Annotated in this window: 16 protein-coding genes and 1 pseudogene; 9 read left to right on the plus strand and 8 right to left on the minus strand. The window is 73.9% G+C overall.

What is annotated here, in order from left to right:
- Positions 1-111 precede the first annotated feature (111 nt).
- Positions 112-1,020 carry a DUF3027 domain-containing protein gene (locus ACIO6U_RS07970; RefSeq protein WP_401716566.1) on the minus strand — a complete coding sequence of 303 codons (909 nt, stop codon included), beginning with the start codon at positions 1,018-1,020 and terminating at the stop codon, positions 112-114.
- A 259-nt stretch (positions 1,021-1,279) separates the two neighbouring features.
- Here ACIO6U_RS07970 and ACIO6U_RS07975 point away from each other — a divergent pair, with 259 nt between their 5' ends.
- The 4 genes from ACIO6U_RS07975 (at position 1,280) to ACIO6U_RS07990 (ending at position 4,915) form a co-directional block, all read left to right on the plus strand.
- A complete protein-coding gene (locus ACIO6U_RS07975) occupies positions 1,280-2,659 on the plus strand; it encodes an MFS transporter (RefSeq protein WP_391043088.1) in 1,380 nt (459 codons plus the stop codon).
- Positions 2,660-2,812: 153 nt separating this feature from the next.
- Positions 2,813-3,304, plus strand: a complete 492-nt coding sequence (locus ACIO6U_RS07980) for a hypothetical protein (protein ID WP_355337414.1) — start codon at positions 2,813-2,815, stop codon at positions 3,302-3,304.
- A 77-nt stretch (positions 3,305-3,381) separates the two neighbouring features.
- Positions 3,382-4,041 (plus strand): futalosine hydrolase, encoded by a 660-nt coding sequence (locus ACIO6U_RS07985; protein WP_401716568.1) that lies wholly within the window; start codon positions 3,382-3,384, stop codon positions 4,039-4,041.
- The gene (locus tag ACIO6U_RS07990; protein ID WP_355337408.1) at positions 4,031-4,915 is read left to right on the plus strand and encodes a 1,4-dihydroxy-6-naphthoate synthase; all 885 of its coding nucleotides are present in this window, start codon (positions 4,031-4,033) and stop codon (positions 4,913-4,915) included. The genes ACIO6U_RS07985 and ACIO6U_RS07990 overlap by 11 nt, the downstream gene beginning before the upstream one ends.
- A gap of 155 nt (positions 4,916-5,070) precedes the next feature.
- Here the strand turns inward: ACIO6U_RS07990 and ACIO6U_RS07995 are convergent, their stop codons facing one another.
- Positions 5,071-5,454 (minus strand): cold-shock protein, encoded by a 384-nt coding sequence (locus ACIO6U_RS07995; RefSeq protein WP_033173507.1) that lies wholly within the window; start codon positions 5,452-5,454, stop codon positions 5,071-5,073.
- A gap of 165 nt (positions 5,455-5,619) precedes the next feature.
- On the opposite strand from ACIO6U_RS07995, the gene ACIO6U_RS08000 reads away from it, so the two are divergent.
- A complete protein-coding gene (locus ACIO6U_RS08000; protein WP_355337403.1) occupies positions 5,620-5,868 on the plus strand; it encodes a hypothetical protein in 249 nt (82 codons plus the stop codon).
- A 58-nt stretch (positions 5,869-5,926) separates the two neighbouring features.
- On the opposite strand, the gene ACIO6U_RS08005 is transcribed toward ACIO6U_RS08000, so the two are convergent.
- Both ACIO6U_RS08005 and ACIO6U_RS08010 read right to left on the minus strand, forming a co-directional pair.
- The gene (locus tag ACIO6U_RS08005) at positions 5,927-6,580 is read right to left on the minus strand and encodes a haloacid dehalogenase-like hydrolase (protein ID WP_391043085.1); all 654 of its coding nucleotides are present in this window, start codon (positions 6,578-6,580) and stop codon (positions 5,927-5,929) included.
- A 410-nt stretch (positions 6,581-6,990) separates the two neighbouring features.
- Complete coding sequence (locus tag ACIO6U_RS08010) at positions 6,991-8,001, minus strand: hypothetical protein (protein ID WP_401716572.1); 1,011 nt, start codon at positions 7,999-8,001, stop codon at positions 6,991-6,993.
- 126 nt (positions 8,002-8,127) lie between these two features.
- Here ACIO6U_RS08010 and ACIO6U_RS08015 point away from each other — a divergent pair, with 126 nt between their 5' ends.
- The gene (locus tag ACIO6U_RS08015) at positions 8,128-10,656 is read left to right on the plus strand and encodes a helicase-associated domain-containing protein (protein ID WP_401716575.1); all 2,529 of its coding nucleotides are present in this window, start codon (positions 8,128-8,130) and stop codon (positions 10,654-10,656) included.
- Here the strand turns inward: ACIO6U_RS08015 and ACIO6U_RS08020 are convergent.
- Together ACIO6U_RS08020 and ACIO6U_RS08025 are read right to left on the minus strand one after the other, a co-directional pair.
- The gene (locus tag ACIO6U_RS08020; RefSeq protein ID WP_401716577.1) at positions 10,619-11,668 is read right to left on the minus strand and encodes a VanZ family protein; all 1,050 of its coding nucleotides are present in this window, start codon (positions 11,666-11,668) and stop codon (positions 10,619-10,621) included. The two genes, ACIO6U_RS08015 and ACIO6U_RS08020, sit on opposite strands and share 38 nt — an antisense overlap.
- Before the next feature lie 117 nt (positions 11,669-11,785).
- A pseudogene (locus tag ACIO6U_RS08025) lies at positions 11,786-11,905 on the minus strand (LPXTG cell wall anchor domain-containing protein); the annotation flags it as partial.
- 19 nt (positions 11,906-11,924) lie between these two features.
- Here ACIO6U_RS08025 and ACIO6U_RS08030 point away from each other — a divergent pair.
- The 3 genes from ACIO6U_RS08030 (at position 11,925) to ACIO6U_RS08040 (ending at position 15,043) form a co-directional block, all read left to right on the plus strand.
- Positions 11,925-12,545 carry a hypothetical protein gene (locus ACIO6U_RS08030; RefSeq protein WP_401717196.1) on the plus strand — a complete coding sequence of 207 codons (621 nt, stop codon included), beginning with the start codon at positions 11,925-11,927 and terminating at the stop codon, positions 12,543-12,545.
- Between the two features lie 172 nt (positions 12,546-12,717).
- Positions 12,718-14,364: a DNA repair helicase XPB gene (locus ACIO6U_RS08035; RefSeq protein ID WP_355337392.1), complete on the plus strand. Its 1,647-nt coding sequence runs from the start codon at positions 12,718-12,720 to the stop codon at positions 14,362-14,364.
- Between the two features lie 91 nt (positions 14,365-14,455).
- Positions 14,456-15,043: a hypothetical protein gene (locus ACIO6U_RS08040; RefSeq protein ID WP_401716580.1), complete on the plus strand. Its 588-nt coding sequence runs from the start codon at positions 14,456-14,458 to the stop codon at positions 15,041-15,043.
- Positions 15,044-15,119: 76 nt separating this feature from the next.
- Here the strand turns inward: ACIO6U_RS08040 and ACIO6U_RS08045 are convergent, their stop codons facing one another.
- Positions 15,120-15,596, minus strand: coding sequence for a hypothetical protein (locus ACIO6U_RS08045; protein WP_355337386.1), 477 nt, complete (start codon positions 15,594-15,596; stop codon positions 15,120-15,122).
- On the minus strand, positions 15,593-16,963 hold the full coding sequence (locus ACIO6U_RS08050; protein ID WP_401716583.1) for a glycosyltransferase 87 family protein: 1,371 nt from the start codon (positions 16,961-16,963) through the stop codon (positions 15,593-15,595). Before ACIO6U_RS08050 ends, ACIO6U_RS08045 begins: the two co-directional genes overlap by 4 nt.
- Positions 16,964-17,008 lie beyond the last annotated feature (45 nt).

Genomic DNA, 17,008 nt, shown 5'->3' on the forward strand with positions numbered 1-17,008 from the left:
GCCCTCCGGTTGTTGCTGCGGCCCGCGGCCGGGCCCCTGTCGGGGCGACCGTACCGCCAATGGCGCCGCGCCCGCGCGGCGCGGTCGCCCGCACGGGCGGGCGTACCGCGGCTACGAGCGGCCCGGCCCGTCCGCCGCGGCGGCGTCGTCGTCCGCCGGGGACACGCGGCCGGGGTGCAGGGAGACCTGCTCGGTCTCCTCCATGTCGTCCAGGACCATCGGCGGCGGGGTGGGGGTCTTGGGCATTACGGCGGCCTCGGAGTGGCCGCCGCAGCCGTAGGACAGGGAGACCAGGCGGCCGTCGGCGGGCGAGAACTCGTTGGCGCAGATTCCGAACGCCTGGCTGAGGGAGCCCTTGATCGCGACGAGGAAGCCGCAGCTCACGCAGTTGGCGGGCGCGGCCTGGGCCATGGGCGTCTTGGCGCCGAACTGCTCCTCCCAGCGGTCGGCGGCGGCGTGCAGACCGTAGCGGGAGAGCACCCGCGGCCGTCCCATGCCGATCTCGGCGGCGACCGCGGTGATCGTCGCGGGCGTGGGCACCACGAAGTCGGCGTCGGAGGCGTCCGCGGCGCTCTCGGGACCCGCGGAGCCGTCCGGGGCGTCGGCCGACCCGTCGGGGAAGCCCGGGAAGCGCTCGTCGTCCTCGCCGGTCCACCCCGGCTCCAGGCGCAGGTCGTCGGCCTCGGTGGGCAGCAGGTCGCCGGGGCCCATGTCGCCGGGCCGCAGCCGCTCGCTCCACGGCACCCATTCGGGCGCGAGAATCGCGTCGTCGCCCGGCAGCAGCACCGTCTCGTCGATGGTCACGACCTTGGCGCGGGAGGCCCGCGTGAGGGTGGTGGCCCAGCGCCAGCCGCGGTAGGCGGGCTCTTTACAGGCGAAGTAGTGGGTGACGACGCGGTCCCCCTCGGCGACGACGCCGAGGTGCTCGCCGACGGACTGCGGCCCCGCCGCCTCCTCCGTCACAGCCAGCGCGACATCGACCGCCTCGGCGCACAGGCGGTCAGGGGTACGGCTTCGCATCGCAGCACTCACAGAAATCGTTTCTCTCTCTACGCCGTCTCACGTGTGCGCCGCGACGCGACGGACCCGACGCGGAAAACCGGGGCGGAGCGGACCTGCGGACCGCTTCGACGCCTTGGTTTTCTGCCTTCGTGGCCCTGCCCGAGCGTCTTCGGGCGCACCTGTTGTCACCCATTCTGCGCGATCGCACGCTACCTGTGCGCACCACGTGCGCAAAGGAGGGGGTGCGTGGTCTTCCGATTGGGGCAGGATTGCTGTCGTGGCACGAACGGTGACTGCGGGCCCAGGGCCCGTGCGCAGGGCCGGACGCGCCCTCGCTAACGGCGTGGGGCGGTCCGGCGGTGCCTTGCGCCGTCGTATCAGGCGTACGACACACGCGGGCGGCGCGGGCGAGTCGGGGCTGGCGAAGCTGATCGAGCTGCACGCCGTGAACTCGGCGGGCGACATGTTGATCACGATCGCGCTCGCGAGTTCGGTGTTCTTCTCGGTCCCGACCGGACAGGCCCGCGGCCGGGTCGCGCTCTACCTGCTCGTGACGATGGCGCCGTTCGCGCTCCTGGCCCCGGTGATCGGTCCGCTGCTCGACCGGCTCCAGCACGGCCGCCGGGCGGCCATAGCGATGGCGATGATGGCGCGCGGCGTGCTGGCCTGGACGATGGCCGGGGTGATCAGCACCGCGGGCCTCGGCCTGTATCCGATGGCGCTGGGCGTCCTGGTGGCGTCGAAGGCGTACGGCGTGGTGCGAAGCGCGGTGGTGCCACGGCTTCTGCCGGACAGAACGACACTCGTGAAGGCCAATTCACGGGTGACGCTGGCGGGTCTGCTCGCGACGGCCATCGCCGCGCCGGTCGGCGCGGGGCTGCACGCCTTCGGCCCGCAGTGGCCGCTCTACGGCGCCTTCGTGATCTTCATCGTCGGCGCGCTGCTGTCGATGTCGCTGCCCTCGAAGGTCGACTCCTCGCGCGGCGAGGGCAAGGTCCGGCTGTCGGCCGACGAGGAGGCGCCGCCGGAGCCGTCGGGGATTCCGGGCAAGCGGCCGAGCCTGCTGGGCGTCGGCTCCTCGGTGCTGCACGCCCTCCAGGGCAACGCGGGGCTGCGCTCGCTGTCCGGCTTCCTGACGATGTTCCTGGCGTTCATGCTGCGCGAGCATCCGCTGGGCGGCCTCACCGCGGCGACCTCCCTGGGCGTCGTGGTCGTCTCCGCCGGCGCGGGCAACGCGCTGGGCACGGCGCTCGGCGCGTGGCTGAAGGCGCGCGGCCCCGAGATCATCATCGGCAGCGTCCTGATCTGCTCGCTGACGGCGACGATCGCCGCGGCCACCTGGTACGGCCTGGTCACCGTCGCCGCCGCGGCGGCCGTCGCGGGCATCTCGCAGGCCCTGGCGAAGCTGTCGCTGGACGCGCTGATCCAGCGCGACGTGCCGGAGTTGGTGCGCACCTCCGCCTTCGCCCGCTCCGAGACCGCCCTCCAGCTCTCCTGGGTGGTCGGCGGCGGCCTGGGCATAGTGCTCCCGCTCAACGGCCAGCTCGGCATGTCGGTCGCGGCCTGTCTGGTGCTGGTGGCGTTCGTGGTGTCGGTACGCGGCCTGTTCGGCTCGGCGCGGCGCGGCGGCAACACGGCGTCGGCACGGGTGGCGTAAGGACACCGGCCGTACGCGGTAGGGGCCCTGGCGTACGCGGCGGGGGTCCGGCCGTAACCGGTACGGGTGTACGGCGGCGGTGATCGCCGGGCCGTCGCGGGACACGTCCCACCCCCGCGCAGCCTGGGGGCAACAGCCCGGTAGCCTCCTGCCATGAGCATTCGCCGCGCTGCCACCACCATCGGTGCCGTCTCCCTCGGGCTCGTCGCCCTGACCGCCTGCGACAAGCCGACCCCCCTGGCAACCGTGACCGTGGGCACCCGGTCCGTGACCGCGGAAGCCGTGGACAAGTGCTACGCCCACGGCAAGCTGCTCCCCCAGGCGATCTTCGAGGCGTGTCTGACGGCCGCCCCCAAGCACCACCTCACGGTCGGCCTGGGCGACCAGGTACGCATCGGCGTCGACCCGAAGCTGGCGAAGAAGGGCTGGCTGCTCGCCAACGGCACCCAGCTCGTCACGCAGGAACTGCTCAAGAACCAGACGTACTGGACGCTCGACAGCGGCACCCTGTTCACCGTGCAGGACCAGCAGACCGGCCAGTCCACGCAGGTCAAGGAAGTCACCTTGAACATCGTGGAGTCCGGCGACCTGACGGGCCGCAAGACGTACGGCATCTGGAAGATCAAGCTCGTCCGCGGCAAGTGACACCCGACCGCGCCGCCGGTCCCGCGCCCGGCCCGGAACCCGGTCCCGCGCCCGCGCCTTATGGCAGGCTCCTCGTCGTGACCGCGGTGGACGCCGAACGCGCGGCCGTCGAGGCCGGGCTGAGCGCGGCGCCACCGCCCGCCGTGACGGCGGACGTGATCGCCGCCGGTGTGGGTCCGGCGGCAGCGGCGGCGGGCACCGCGACCGCGCTGGCGCTGGCCGAGGCGGCGGGCGCTCCGTACGGCCTGGTGGTCTGCGCCGGGATCGCGGGCGGTTTCGCGCCGGTCGCGCCCGTGGGCCATGTGACGGTCGCGGAGACGGTCGTGGCGGCGGACCTGGGCGCGCAGACCGACGAGGGCTTCGTACCGGTCGTGGAGCTGGGTTTCGGCACCTCTGAGCACCGGCCGCCCGCGCGGCTGAGCCGGGGCGTGGCGCGGGCGCTGGGCGCGGCGTACGGCCCGCTGCTGACCGTGAGCACGGTCACCGGCAGCGGGGAGCGGGCCGCGGAGCTGAGCGGCCGTCACCCGGGCGCCGTCGCGGAGGCGATGGAGGGCTTCGGGGTGGCGGAGGCCGCCGCGGCGCACGACGTGCCGATGCTGGAGATCCGCGCGGTGTCGAACGCCGTCGGCCCCCGTGACCGCGAGGCGTGGCGGATCGGCGACGCGCTGGCGGCCCTGACGGTGGCGTTCGGGAAGCTCCCGGCCGCCTTGGAGGTTGAAGCCACACATGACGACTGACACCGCGAACACGGGCCCGGCCGGGGCGCCGCACGACGCCGCGCTGCGGATCGCGTACTCCCCCTGTCCCAACGACACCTTCGTCTTCCACGCGTGGGCGCACGGCCTGGTGCCGCAGGCGCCGCCGCTCGACGTGACCTTCGCGGACATCGACATCACCAACGGGATGGCCGAGCGCGGCGAGTTCGACGTGCTGAAGGTGTCGTACGCGGTGCTGCCGTGGGTGCTGGACGAGTACGCGCTGCTGCCGTGCGGCGGGGCGCTGGGGCGCGGCTGCGGGCCGCTGGTGCTGACCCGGGAGCCGGGCGCGGACCTGGCGGGCAAGACGGTCGCGGTGCCCAGCGAGCGGTCGACGGCGTATCTGCTGTTCCGGCTCTGGGCGGCGACCGAGGTGCCGGGCGGGGTCGGGGCGATCGTGGTGCTGCCGTTCCACGAGATCATGCCCGCGGTACGGGACGGCCGGGTGGACGCCGGTCTGGTGATCCACGAGGCGCGCTTCACGTACCGGAACTACGGCCTGCACAAGCTCGCGGACATGGGCGAGCACTGGGAGGCGACGACCGGGCTGCCGATCCCGCTGGGCGCGATCATCGCCAAGCGCTCGCTCGGCAAGGAGCGGCTGCACGCGCTCGCCGAGTCGGCCCGTACGTCGGTGCGGATGGCGTGGGACGACCCGGAGCCGTCGCGCGACTACGTGCTGGAGAACTCGCAGGAGATGGACCCCGCGGTCGCGGACCAGCACATCGGGCTGTACGTCAACGAGTTCACCGCCGATCTCGGCGAGGACGGATACGCCGCCGTACGCGGACTGTTGACGCGGGCCGCCGCCGAGGGACTGGTGCCGCCGCTCGCCCCCGACGCGCTCGCATTCTGACCGAGATTTTCGTCGGGTGGCCGGAATTCACCGTGCCCGTTGCGCACTTGCGCACTTCGGCACTTGCGTACTTCGGCACTTCGCCGCTTTACCGGAAGGCGGGCTTCCGGCAAAGCGGCGCTAAAAACGGTCGACTTCCCTACGTCATAGCGGACTCATACGTCGAGCTGATCGGCGACAACGCGCAGTACGGAAGCGATCTTGTGTCCGTGCGCCTTGTCGGGATACCGGCCGCGCTGGAGGGAACGCGCGACGTCTTCGAGCAGCGTGGTGAGGTCCTGGACGATCGGCAGCAGCTCATCGGGTTTACGGCGCTGTGCCGCCGCCACCGAGGGAGCGGGATCCAGAAGTGTCACCGAAAGCGCCTGATCACCGCGCTGTCCTGCGACGACGCCGAATTCCACGCGTTGGCCGGGCTTGAGCGCAGCGACTCCGTCAGGCAGCACCGACGAGTGCACGAAGACGTCGCCGCCGTCATCGCGGGAGAGAAAGCCGAAGCCCTTCTCGCTGTTGAACCACTTGACTTTGCCGGTAGGCACGTCCGACCTCGTCCTCATTGCTCGAAACGACTCTGAATAAGACTTCAGCGGGTCCATCGGAGACCCGCTGGCACCAAGGCTAATGGCCTGGTGCTGTGTGACAAGACGCCAAGGTCCCGTTCCCCGGCCGTTCGACCGCCCCCTGAACGGATCTACCCTTGTCCGGTGAGCAAACAAACCATGGGCGCCGGTGACCTCCTGGTCCGTGTCGGCGCGATCGTCTTCCTCGTGGGCGCGGTCGGCACTCTCGTCACCGTCGCGCCGCTGTTGCTCGGCACGCATACGCTGCCGACGCCCGCGTATTTCGTGTCCATGCTGATGGGCGTGGGTATGGCGGTGGCGCTGTGCGGGCTGCTGCGGTCGGCCCTCGCGCAGCGGCAGACCTCACGGGAGCGGGGCGCGGCCGGTTCCTGAACCGGCCGCCGGGCTCTCCCGCCGAAGCCGGCGGCGGCTTGCGCCGTCCCCGGTGCGCTCAGGCAGCCGCGGACGTGTGGGCCGCGAACCAGGCCGGAAATTCGGTGAGATCGTCCAGGACGACATCGGCTCCGGCCGCCCGCAGTTCCGCCGCGTCGCACGGGCCCGTGGCCACCGCCACCGACAGCGCGCCCGCCTTCCGCGCGCCGCGCACGTCCCCGACGTGGTCGCCGACGTACACGCTCGCGCCGTACTCGATCAGCGCCTGCGCCTTCTGCTCCGCCCACAGCCAGCCGCGCACCTCGGCCTCGATCCCGACGTGCGCCAGGTGCAGTTCCGCGTTGGGCCCGTACTTCGCCGTCACCACCACCGGCCGCCCGCCGCCCGCCCGCACCGCCGCGACCGCCTCCGCCGCACCGCGCATCGCGGGCGTCGGCGCGATGGCGTGGTCCGGATACAGCGCCCGGTACAGATCGCCGATCTCGGCCACGCGCTCCGCGGGGAACCAGTTCGCCAGCTCGTCGTCCAGCGGCGGGCCCAGCCGCGTGACCGCCAGCTCCGAGTCGATCCACACGCCGGTTTCCGCCGAGAGCCGGTCGTACACGGCCTTGATCCCCGGGCGGGAGTCGATGAGGGTCATGTCGAGGTCGAAGCCCACCGTGAGGGTGGGCCGGGGCGGTACGGGGCTGAGGTCGCTGGTCACGCCCTCCATTCTCCCCTGCCGGGTCAACCCGATTTTCGTCCCCGTAGGGGGCGCGGGGAACTGCGCGACCAGCCGTCGCGGCGGCGCGCTGTCCGCACGGCGGATCGTGCCCCCGAAGGGGCGCTGGGGGCACCTCCCAGCGGTAGCTGGGGGAGGAACTGCGCGGCCCGCCCCCACCGGCCGGTGGTCGGGACACCACCGAATTGCCCCTCTGGGGCCGGTGGTGACCTGCGGGAGCATCGTGGCTGAGCGCGCAGTTCCCCGCGCCCCTAAAAGATCGGCCCGCCGCCCAGCGGAAAGGGACCGCCTGGGGCCGCGCCCCTGAAAGATCGGGCCGCCGCCCGGCGCAAAGGGGGCGATCGGGGCCGCGCCCCGGGGAGAACCGGCCTTCGCGAGGGGGGCCGTACCGGGGCGGAGCCCTAGGCGCGGCGGCGGGCGCGGAGGATCAGGTAGAGGGCGGAGCCAACGGCGGCGACGCGGACCGCGAAGGGATAGGCGTCCTGGAAGGCGTGGCCCATCTGCCCCTGGGCGATGGGATCGCCCCATTTGCCGGTGTCGCGCCCCCAGACCCAGACGACGAGCCCGAGGGCGGCGGCCCCGGGAATCCCGAGGATGCCGAATTTGGCCTGGCGTCGGGTGAGTTGGCGGGAGAGATAACCGGCGAGCCAGCCGAGGCCGAGGGGAATCCAGGAGCCGATGACGGCGCCCGCGACGAGAAGGGCGGCGGCGAGCAGGAGCAGCGGGCTGCCCCAGGTGACGGTACGGGCGGCGCGGCGGCGCGGCAGCCAGCGGCGGCGCGGACGGGCGGCGACCTCCTCCTCGTACGCGGCCTCCTCCTCGGCCTCTTCCTCGACCGGCGCACGCGGCGCCCCGGGCCTGACCCTGGCCCGGGTCTCACCGTCGTCGTCCAGATCCTCGTCGTCGAAGGGGATGAAGACGCCGCCGGTCATACCGGGCAGGCCCGTGAGTTCGTCACCGGCCCTGAGGTGACCGTCGCGGCGCTCGTCCCGGTCCCACCAGTCGTCCTTCTTCCCCGCGCCCCTGCCGCCGCCGCCCTTGCCGCCGTCGGCCTTCTCCGTACCGTCCCTGCCCGCCGTCTTCCGCATCGACGGCACGCCGTACGGGCCGTAGGGGCCCCCGGCGGGCGCGGACGGGGACGAGGGCGGGGCCGGGACCTCGGGGGCGGCGGCGCCGGACGAGGCGTCGCCGGAGCCGCCTGCCGCGGCCTCCACGACGGCGTCCGGGCTGCCGATCCGGCCCAGGATGCGGCGGACGGTCGCCGGGTTGTCGCTGTCCTTGCGCTCCCGGTCGATGTCGGTGCGGAGCTGCGCGACCAGCCGCATGCGCTGGGAGGCGGGCAGCGCGGTCTGCGCGAGGTCGCCGATCCGGCTGAGGTAGTCGAACACCATCTGGTCGCTCTCGACACCCACCGCCAAGCCCCTTTGTCCGCGCCCGTGTCCGACCCTGCACCGACCGTACCCGTCCGCCGTCACCGCTGTCCTCATCCGCGGCCGCCATCCATGGCCGCCGCGACGAGGGGGGCTAATGTGGAACGGATGACGACCGGAGGGCAAGGATCTGTCCCGCGCACGCTCGCGGAGGACCTGCGCGCACGTGACGACGAGGCGCTGGGGCGGCTGCTGCGCGCCCGGCCGGACCTGCTGAGCCCCGTACCGAACGACCTGACGCAGCTCGCGACCCGCGCCTCCACCCGTACGTCGGTGGTCCGCGCGCTGGAGCACCTGGACCGCTTCACGCAGCAGGTCGCCGAGGCCCTGTCGGTGACGCGGGACCCGTGCTCGTACGGGACGCTGCTCACGCTGATGACGGGCGGCCCCGAGGGCACCGGGCACGCGGAGCCGCTGGACGCGGAGCTGGTGGCCGCGGTGACCGCCGCGCTGCCGCGCGCCGTGGACGTCCTGCGGGCGCGGGCGCTGCTGTGGGGCCCCGACGACCGGCTGCGGCTGGTGCGCACCGCGCGGGACGTGCTGGCGCCCGCCGCCACCGTGCCGTCCGCGACCGGCCTCGGGCCCTCGGTGAGCGAGGCGACCTCGGGCATGTCGCCCTCCCGGCTCCAGGAGATCCTGGCGGACGCCGGGCTCGATCCGACGCACGACCCGATGAGCGCGGTCACCGCGCTGGCCGGACTCTTCGCGGACCGCGACCGCACGGCGGCGCTGCTGGACACCGCGCCGGACGGGGACGCGCGCAAGGTGCTCGACCGGCTGGTGTGGGGGCCGCCGTACGGCGAGGTACGGGACGCGACCGTGCCGGTGCGGGCCGCGGACGCGGTGACGCCCGTGCAGTGGCTGCTCGCCCGCGGCCTGCTGCTGCCCGCGGGCCAGCACAATGTGCTGCTGCCGCGCGAGGCCGCGCTGAGCCTGCGCGGCGGCCGGGCGCACCGTACGCCGGAGCCGCTGCCGCCCGCCGTCGCGCCGGTGCCGCGTACCGAGCGGACCGTGGACATGACGGCGGCGGGGCAGGCGTTCACGGCCGTCAGCACGGTCGGCGAGCTGCTGAAGGAGTGGCAGACCGGCGGTCCTTCGGTCCTGCGCGCGGGCGGCATCAGCGTCCGCGACCTCAAGCGGACCGCGACCGCGCTCGACCTGACCGAGGCGCAGGCCGCCTTCTGGCTGGAGCTGGCCTACGCGGCCGGGCTGATCGCGACGGACGGCGAGCTGGACGAGGCGTACGCGCCGACGCCCGCGGCCGACGAGTGGCTGCTGCTGCCCGCGCAGGAGCGGTGGGCGACGCTGGCCAGCGCCTGGCTGACGGCGACGCGGACGCCGGGCGTGGTCGGCAGCAAGGACGCCAAGGGCCGCGCGCTGTCGGCGCTCGGCCCCGACCTCGACCGGTCGCTCGCGCCCCGGGTGCGCCGCCGCGCGCTGCGCGTCCTCGCCGATCTGCCGCCGGGCTCGGCAGCGGCCCCCGACGAATTGCTGGCCCGGCTGCGCTGGGAACGGCCCTTGCGGCCCGGCGCGGACGCGCTCCGCGCCGACCTGCTGCGCTGGACGCTCCAGGACGCCGAGAATCTGGGCCTGACCGGGCGCGGGGCGCTCGCCGCGCACGCCAGGCCGCTGCTGGGCGGCGCGGGGACCCGCACGGCGGCGGAGTCCGCCGCGGCGGCCGGTGCCGCGGCCGGGCTGCTCGCGCCGCTGCTGCCCGAGCCGCTGGACCACGTGCTGCTCCAGGCCGACCTGACGGCGGTCGCGCCGGGGCCGCTGATGGCGCCGCTCGCCGAGACGCTCGGGGTGCTGGCCGACATCGAGTCCAAGGGCGGCGCGACGGTCTACCGCTTCACACCGGAGTCGGTACGGCGCGCCCTGGACGCCGGGCGCACGGCGGCGGAGCTCCAGGACTTCCTGACCTCGCACTCGCGCACGCCGGTGCCGCAGCCGCTGAGTTACCTGATCGACGACGTGGCGCGCAGGCACGGCACGCTGCGGGTGGGGGCCGCGTCGGCGTATCTGCGCTGCGACGACGACGCGCTGCTGACCGAACTGCTCGCCGACCGGCGCGCGTCGGGCCTCGGGCTGCGCCGCCTGGCGCCGACGGTGCTCGCGGCCCAGTCCGAACCGGCCGTGCTGCTCGACAAATTGCGCGCGATGGGCCTGGCGCCCGCCGCCGAGTCCGCGGACGGCGATGTGCTGATCACCCGCGCCGACGCCCGCCGCACCCCGCCGCGTACGCCGCCCACGCCCGTCACGGACGGGCCGCCGGTGCCCGCGGAGGCGCTGCTGGGGGCCGCGGTGAAGGCGGTCCGCGCGGGCGACCGCGCCTCGACCGCCGTGCGCCGCTCGCCGGACTCCGCGGTGTCCTCGACCGCCGCCGGGAGCGCGGACGGCGGCCTGCCCCGTACGCCAGCGGCCGACACGCTCGCCACCATGCAGGCGGCGGTGCTGAGCGGCGAGTCGCTGTGGATCGGTTACGTCAACGCGGACGGCGCGGCGAGTCAGCGGGTGATCGCGCCGGTACGGGTCGAGGGCGGCTATGTGACGGCGTACGACCACACCGTGGACGAGGTGCGCACCTTCGCGCTGCACCGGGTCACGGGCGTTTCGGAGCTGGCCGACGACCCGGCCTGACGCGCGCCCGCACGGTCCCTTCCGGCCGCGCGATCCCTTCCTGCCGCAGGCCCCGCCGGACGTCCCGGCGTCCGTCGCGGCGCCCGTCCTGGCGCGGTCCGCTGTCCGGGCGCCTGCGCTGCCACCAGTGGTGGCGGCGCGGGTAGAGGGCGCGGCCGAGGCGCAGGCCCAGCAGCAGGTAGCCGATGAGGGCGCCCGCGGTGTTGAGGATGACGTCGTCGATGTCGAAGGACCGGCCCACGATGATGACGCCCTGGGTGGTCTCCACCGTCAGCATCACCAGACCGGTCAGCACGCCCACCCTGAGCAGGCCGCGCGCCTTCGGGAACAGCATCGGCAGCAGGATTCCGAAGGGCACGCCGAGCAGGATGTTCCCGCCGATCTGCTTCACCGCGTCGCGCGTGCTCGGCCCGTTGAGGTAGGCCCTGATCGAGTGGCCCGGATGCAGGTTGGAGTGGATCAGCGAGACGGACGCCGGTGACGGCACCAGCGTGACCTTCGCCAGCGCCACCGCGAAGGCCACCATCCCGACGATCGCCGCCGCGAGCACCACCACGCGGGCGAGCGTCGCGCCCCACGAACGGCGTTGCAGCAGGGGGACGTACGGCTCCTCGACCGGCTCGGGCTCGACGACGGGCGCGGCCTTGGGCTTCGGCCCGAACCTGGACTTCAGCGTGGGCCTCGGCTCGGGCTGCGGGGTCGCCTTCGGACCGGCCTCGGCGGCCGGGGGCGCGGCCTTCGTCCAGGGCCAGGTCCGGGCGGGCGCCGTGTCCCGAGCCGTCGTCCGTGCCGTCGCTGCCGTCTTCGCGGGTGCTTTCGCCGGTGCCTTCTGACGGGTCCTGGCCTGGGCGCTGGTACGCGGCTGGGCGGCCTTGCGTACGGGGGTGCGTGCGGGCTTGGCCGCGGACTTCGCCGTGGGGGCCGGGTCCGTCGTGGCCTTCGGCGCCTTCGCCTTCGGCCCGTCCTTCGGTTCCTTCGGCGCCGTGCGGAACAGCGCCATCCTCACCGCCATGAACCCTTGCCCCCCTCGGATAGGCACCGTCATGGCGGCGCATACCCGCGACCGGCCGCCGTACGCCGTCCGCACACGACGACTCGGACGGCCGATCTCCTTGGGCGGCAGGGGACTTCAGCCGTGGCGGCCCCTGCGTCGCGTCGCCGCGACGAGCAGCCCGCCCGCTCCCAGCGCTCCGGCCGCCGCGACGGCCAGCCACTCGGTCTCCGCACCGGTGTGCGGGAGGTGTCCGGGGGGCGAGGTCGGAGGGGACGTGGGCGGGGAGGTCGGGGGCGTCGTCCAGCCCGTCGTGGGCGGAGTGGTGGGGGGCGTCGTCCAGCCCGTCGTGGGCGGAGTGGTGGGGGGTGTCGTCGGAGGTGAGGTGGGGGGCGTGGTCGGCGGGGAGGTCGGGGGCGTCGTGGGAGGCGTGGTCGGAGGCGAGGTGGGCGGCGTCGTCCAGCCCGTCGTGGGCGGGGTCGTGGGGGGCGTGGTCGGAGGCGAGGTGGGCGGCGTCGTCGGCGGCGTCGTCCAGCCCGTCGTCGGCGGCGTGGTGGGCGGGGACGTGGGAGGCGAGGTCGGAGGCGTCGTGGGAGGCGTCGTGGGCGGTGACGAGTACGGCGGGGTCGTCGGCGGGCACGACGTGCTCTCGCTGGGCGACGGCCACCCGGTGTCGGGGGCGGACGACCATCCCGTATCGCTGTACGAGGGCCCGTCCGCCGGGCTCGGGGCCGCGCCGGCCGCCGAACCGGGGAGCAGCAGCCCGGCCGCGGCCATGACCGCGGCGCCGACGACGGCTGTGGAGGCCGCTACGGCCCGCAGCTTCCCCCGCTCACGCGGGTCTGCGGGGGGAAGCGCGGGGGGAGGAGACAGTGGGTTGTCCATAGCGGGCAGATAACAGCAGGTCGGGTGCGACGCGCCGGTCGCCACGTACGCGATCGGCGCAGCTTCGCTCGGATGGCGAACGGTTGCGCGCAGGGTTGGCCGCCATCGGGGTGAACCGCGACACGCGGTCTTGACCGCCATTCGCAGTACAATTCTCTGTTCGGTCCCGTCAGCGGAGGTAATGCGTGTCCTGTCTCATCGTGCAGAGCGACAAAACGCTCCTCCTGGAGGTCGATCACGAGCAGGCGGACGCCTGCCGCCGGGCCATCGCGCCCTTCGCGGAGCTGGAGCGCGCCCCCGAGCACATCCACACCTACCGGCTGACCCCGCTCGGCCTGTGGAACGCGCGGGCGGCGGGCCACGACGCCGAGCAGGTGGTGGACGCGCTGGTCGAGTACTCGCGCTATCCGGTGCCGCACGCGCTGCTGGTCGACGTGGCCGAGACGATGGACCGCTACGGGCGGCTGCGGCTGAGCAAGCACCCCACCCACGGCCTGGTGCTGACCAGCACCGACCGCCCGGTCCTCGAGGAGATCCTGCGCTCGAAGAAGATCCAGCCGCTGGTGGGCGCCCGGATCGACCCGGACACGGTGCTGGTGCACCCCTCCGAGCGCGGCCAGATCAAGCAGGTGCTGCTCAAGCTCGGCTGGCCTGCCGAGGACTTCGCCGGTTACGTGGACGGCGAGGCGCACCCGATCGAGCTGGACGAGACCGGCTGGGCGCTGCGGCCGTACCAACGGCAGGCCGTGGAGAACTTCTGGCACGGCGGCTCCGGTGTCGTCGTGCTGCCCTGCGGCGCGGGCAAGACGCTGGTCGGCGCGGGCGCGATGGCCGAGGCCAAGGCGACCACGCTGATCCTGGTGACGAACACCGTCTCGGCGCGGCAGTGGAAGAGCGAGCTGATCAAGCGGACGTCGCTGACCGAGGAGGAGATCGGCGAGTACAGCGGCACCCGCAAGGAGATCCGGCCGGTCACCATCGCCACGTACCAGGTGCTGACGACCAAGCGGAAGGGCGTCTACGCGCACCTGGAGCTGTTCGACTCCCGCGACTGGGGCCTGATCCTCTACGACGAGGTGCACCTGCTGCCCGCGCCGGTCTTCAAGTTCACCGCCGACCTCCAGGCCCGGCGGCGGCTCGGCCTGACCGCGACGCTGGTGCGCGAGGACGGCCGCGAGTCCGACGTCTTCTCCCTCATCGGCCCGAAGCGGTTCGACGCGCCCTGGAAGGAGATCGAGGCGCAGGGCTACATCGCGCCCGCCGACTGCGTCGAGGTCCGCGTCAACCTCACCGACTCCGAGCGGCTCGCCTACGCGACCGCCGAGCCCGAGGAGAAGTACCGCTACTGCGCCACGACCGCCACCAAGCGGCGCGTCACCGAGGCCCTGGTCGCCCAGCACAAGGGGCAGCAGACCCTCGTCATCGGCCAGTACATCGACCAGCTCGACGAGTTGGGCGAGCACCTCAACGCCCCCGTCATCAAGGGCGAGACCACCAACGCCCAGCGCGAGAAGCTCTTCGGCGCCTTCCGCAACGGCGAGATCTCCGTCCTGGTCGTCTCCAAGGTCGCCAACTTCTCCATCGACCTCCCCGAGGCCACCGTCGCCATCCAGGTCTCCGGCACCTTCGGCTCCCGCCAGGAGGAGGCCCAGCGCCTCGGCCGCGTCCTGCGCCCCAAGGCCGACGGCCACGAGGCCCGCTTCTACTCCGTCGTCGCCCGCGACACCATCGACCAGGACTTCGCCGCCCACCGCCAGCGCTTCCTCGCCGAACAGGGCTACGCCTATCGCATCATCGACGCCGACGGCCTCCTGGAAGGCGAGACGGCCTAGACCGTTTCCGATCTCCAAGGCCACGAAGGGGATCTCCGTATGCGCGGACACGGCGTCCGACAGCCGGGGAGAGGGCGGTGAGCAGCGCTTCATGCCACACGGGACTGCGCTCACCGCGCTGAGGGACGCCGTCGCCACAGGACGCGACCAGTACGAGGTGCGGCTCACCTCTCCGGGCCTGAGGAAACTCGCCGCCTACGCCTATGTGGCCGAGCAGTTCGGCTACCGGTACGCGGGCCCGGCGCCCGGCAGCCGTTCGATGAACCAGCCGCTGATGACCTTCCGGCGGAGCCCGGAGTCGGGGGATCTGGCCGCGCGGACCGCGGCCCGGTATCCCGACCCGGCCGGGGGCGGTCCGCTGCCGGGGATGGTCGAGGGACGCGGACTGCGGCCCGCGAAGTCGGCGGCGGGTGAGGTGCGCCTGATCCATTCGCGGATGGTCGTCGACGCGTGCCTGCGCTACGGCCGACGGGTGCGGAAGAACATCCTGGTGCTGCTCGTCGTCATAGCGGTCGTCCTCTTGTTTCCCGGATACACCGTGCGTCACGTCCTCGTCGGCGCGGGCGTATGGCTGGCTTTCTTCGCCGTGTACCTGATCGGGCTCGGCATCGCGCGGCTCAGACTCGCGCGGCATCGGAACCGCTTGGCGGCAAACGGAGTCCGGTGGCCGCCGCCGTAGATCCAGGCGGCGGGCGGAAGTCCGCGGAGGCGACTGCGACCGCTGCCGTGCGGGCCCGGCGTCATGACGACGGGGCTCAGCCGGCGGCGGGGAGGTGGAAGTAGATCAGGAGGGTGGTGACGGCGAGGAGCGGGGCGGCGAGGGAGGCGACGGCGCGGGTCGTGCGGTGGCGCAGGCGCCAGGGGAGGGCCCAGGACACGACGAGCGCGACGACGGCGAGCAGGAGGACGGCGGGGGCGACCAGGAGCATGGTGGTCAGCGCCTGGCAGCCGTTCGGCGTGCAGGAGTCCGTCGCCATCGGGGAGAACATCGCGATCAGGCCGCAGAAGGCGATGACCGGGCCGCCGAGGACGGTGGCGATCAGCGGGGCGACGTAGGCGTGGCTGTCGTGGTCCGGCGGCCTGAAGCGGGGCACGAAGGGAGGCATGACGGGGGCGGGGCCGTAGGCGGGGCTCTGCCGGACCTGCGGACGGGCGCCCGCGCCGTGCTGCCACTCGTGCGGCTGCGGCGGGCCGTACGGGTCCTGCGGGACGTACGGGCGGCTGTTGGTCATGTCATCCATTCAACGGACCGGACGGCCGGGCCGGATCCGGCGTCGTACTCAGGTCGGCGTGGGCGGGTACTCAGGGCGGTTCCGGCCAGCAGGGCGAGGCCGAGCAGGGGGTAGGGGGCGGCGAGGGGCTGTTCCCACCAGGAGAAGCGCAGGTCGCGGTCGCCCTGGTGCGGCACGAGCCACATGCTGCGGCCGTAGAAGACGGCGGCGCACCCGAGGAACGCGGCGCGGCGGCCGAGCAGGACGGCGGCGCGCGGGCCGCGCGACCGTGCCGTACGGGAGCCGGGGCCAGGCCCGCTGCCTGGGCCCGGGCCCTCCGCGGACAGGCGCGTGGCCAGGAACGCCAGGAGGGGCACGCACCAGACCCAGTGGTGGGACCAGCTCACCGGCGAGACCAGCAGCGCGGTGACGGCCGCGCAGAGCAGGCCGAGCGCGGGCCGGCCGCCGCGGTGGGCGCGGGCGGCGACGGCGAGTCCCGCGGCGGCGGTGACCAGGGCGGACGCGGCCCAGAGCAGGCCGGGGGCCGGGGTGTGCAGGACACGGGCGAGCAGACCCTGGAGGGACTGGTTGTCGACGATCCAGACCTCGCCGACCCGGTCGGTCTCGTAGAGCCGGGCGGTCCAGAAGTCCAGCGAGGCGCCGGGCAGGACGGCGAGCCCGAGCGCCGCGCTCGCGGCGAATCCGGCGGCGGCGCGGGCCGCCTCCCGGCGGCGGCCGGTGAGCGCGAGGTGCACGGCCAGCAGCGCGGGCGTGATCTTGACGCCCGCCGCGAGGCCCAGCGCGAAACCCTTGCCGCGCGCGCCCTCGGGGCGGGTGAGGTCCCACAGGACGAGGACGGCGACGGCGAGGTTGATCTGCCCGAAGACCACCGTCTGGAAGACGGGTTCGAGCCAGAGCGCGCCCGCGGTGCCGAGCAGGACGGGCGCCGCGTACCGCCGGGACCGTACGGCGTCGGCGGCGGCGGTCCCGGTGTCCGCGGCCAGCCGCAGGGAGAGGCGGACGAGGGCGGCCAGCAGGGCCAGATTGGCGGCGACGCAGGCCGCGCGGGCGGCCGACAGCGGGAGCCGGGCGACCGGGGTGAAGAGCAGGGCCGCGAAGGGCGGATACGTGGCGGGCAGCCGCCAGCGTGTGACGCGGAATCCGTACAGGTCCCGGCCGCCGAGTACGGCGGCGCCTTCGGCGCGGTAGACCTGAAGGTCGGCCATCGGGACCGGGCGGCGGAGCCACCAGGCAGCGAAGAGGGCGAGGGAGAGCGCGAGCGCGGCGAGCGCCAGCGCGGTGGTGCCGGGACAGCGGGCGCTACGGGGACGGCGAGGGTCGGCGGGACGGTCGGCGGGGGGCGCCGGGCCGAGCGCGGGAGCGGTCACCGCGGCGACAGTAGTGGACCTGCCCGCCGGTGATCGTCAACGCGG

It is taken from the genome of Streptomyces sp. NPDC087422 (genome assembly GCF_044744145.1).
Classification (GTDB): Bacteria; Actinomycetota; Actinomycetes; order Streptomycetales; family Streptomycetaceae; genus Actinacidiphila.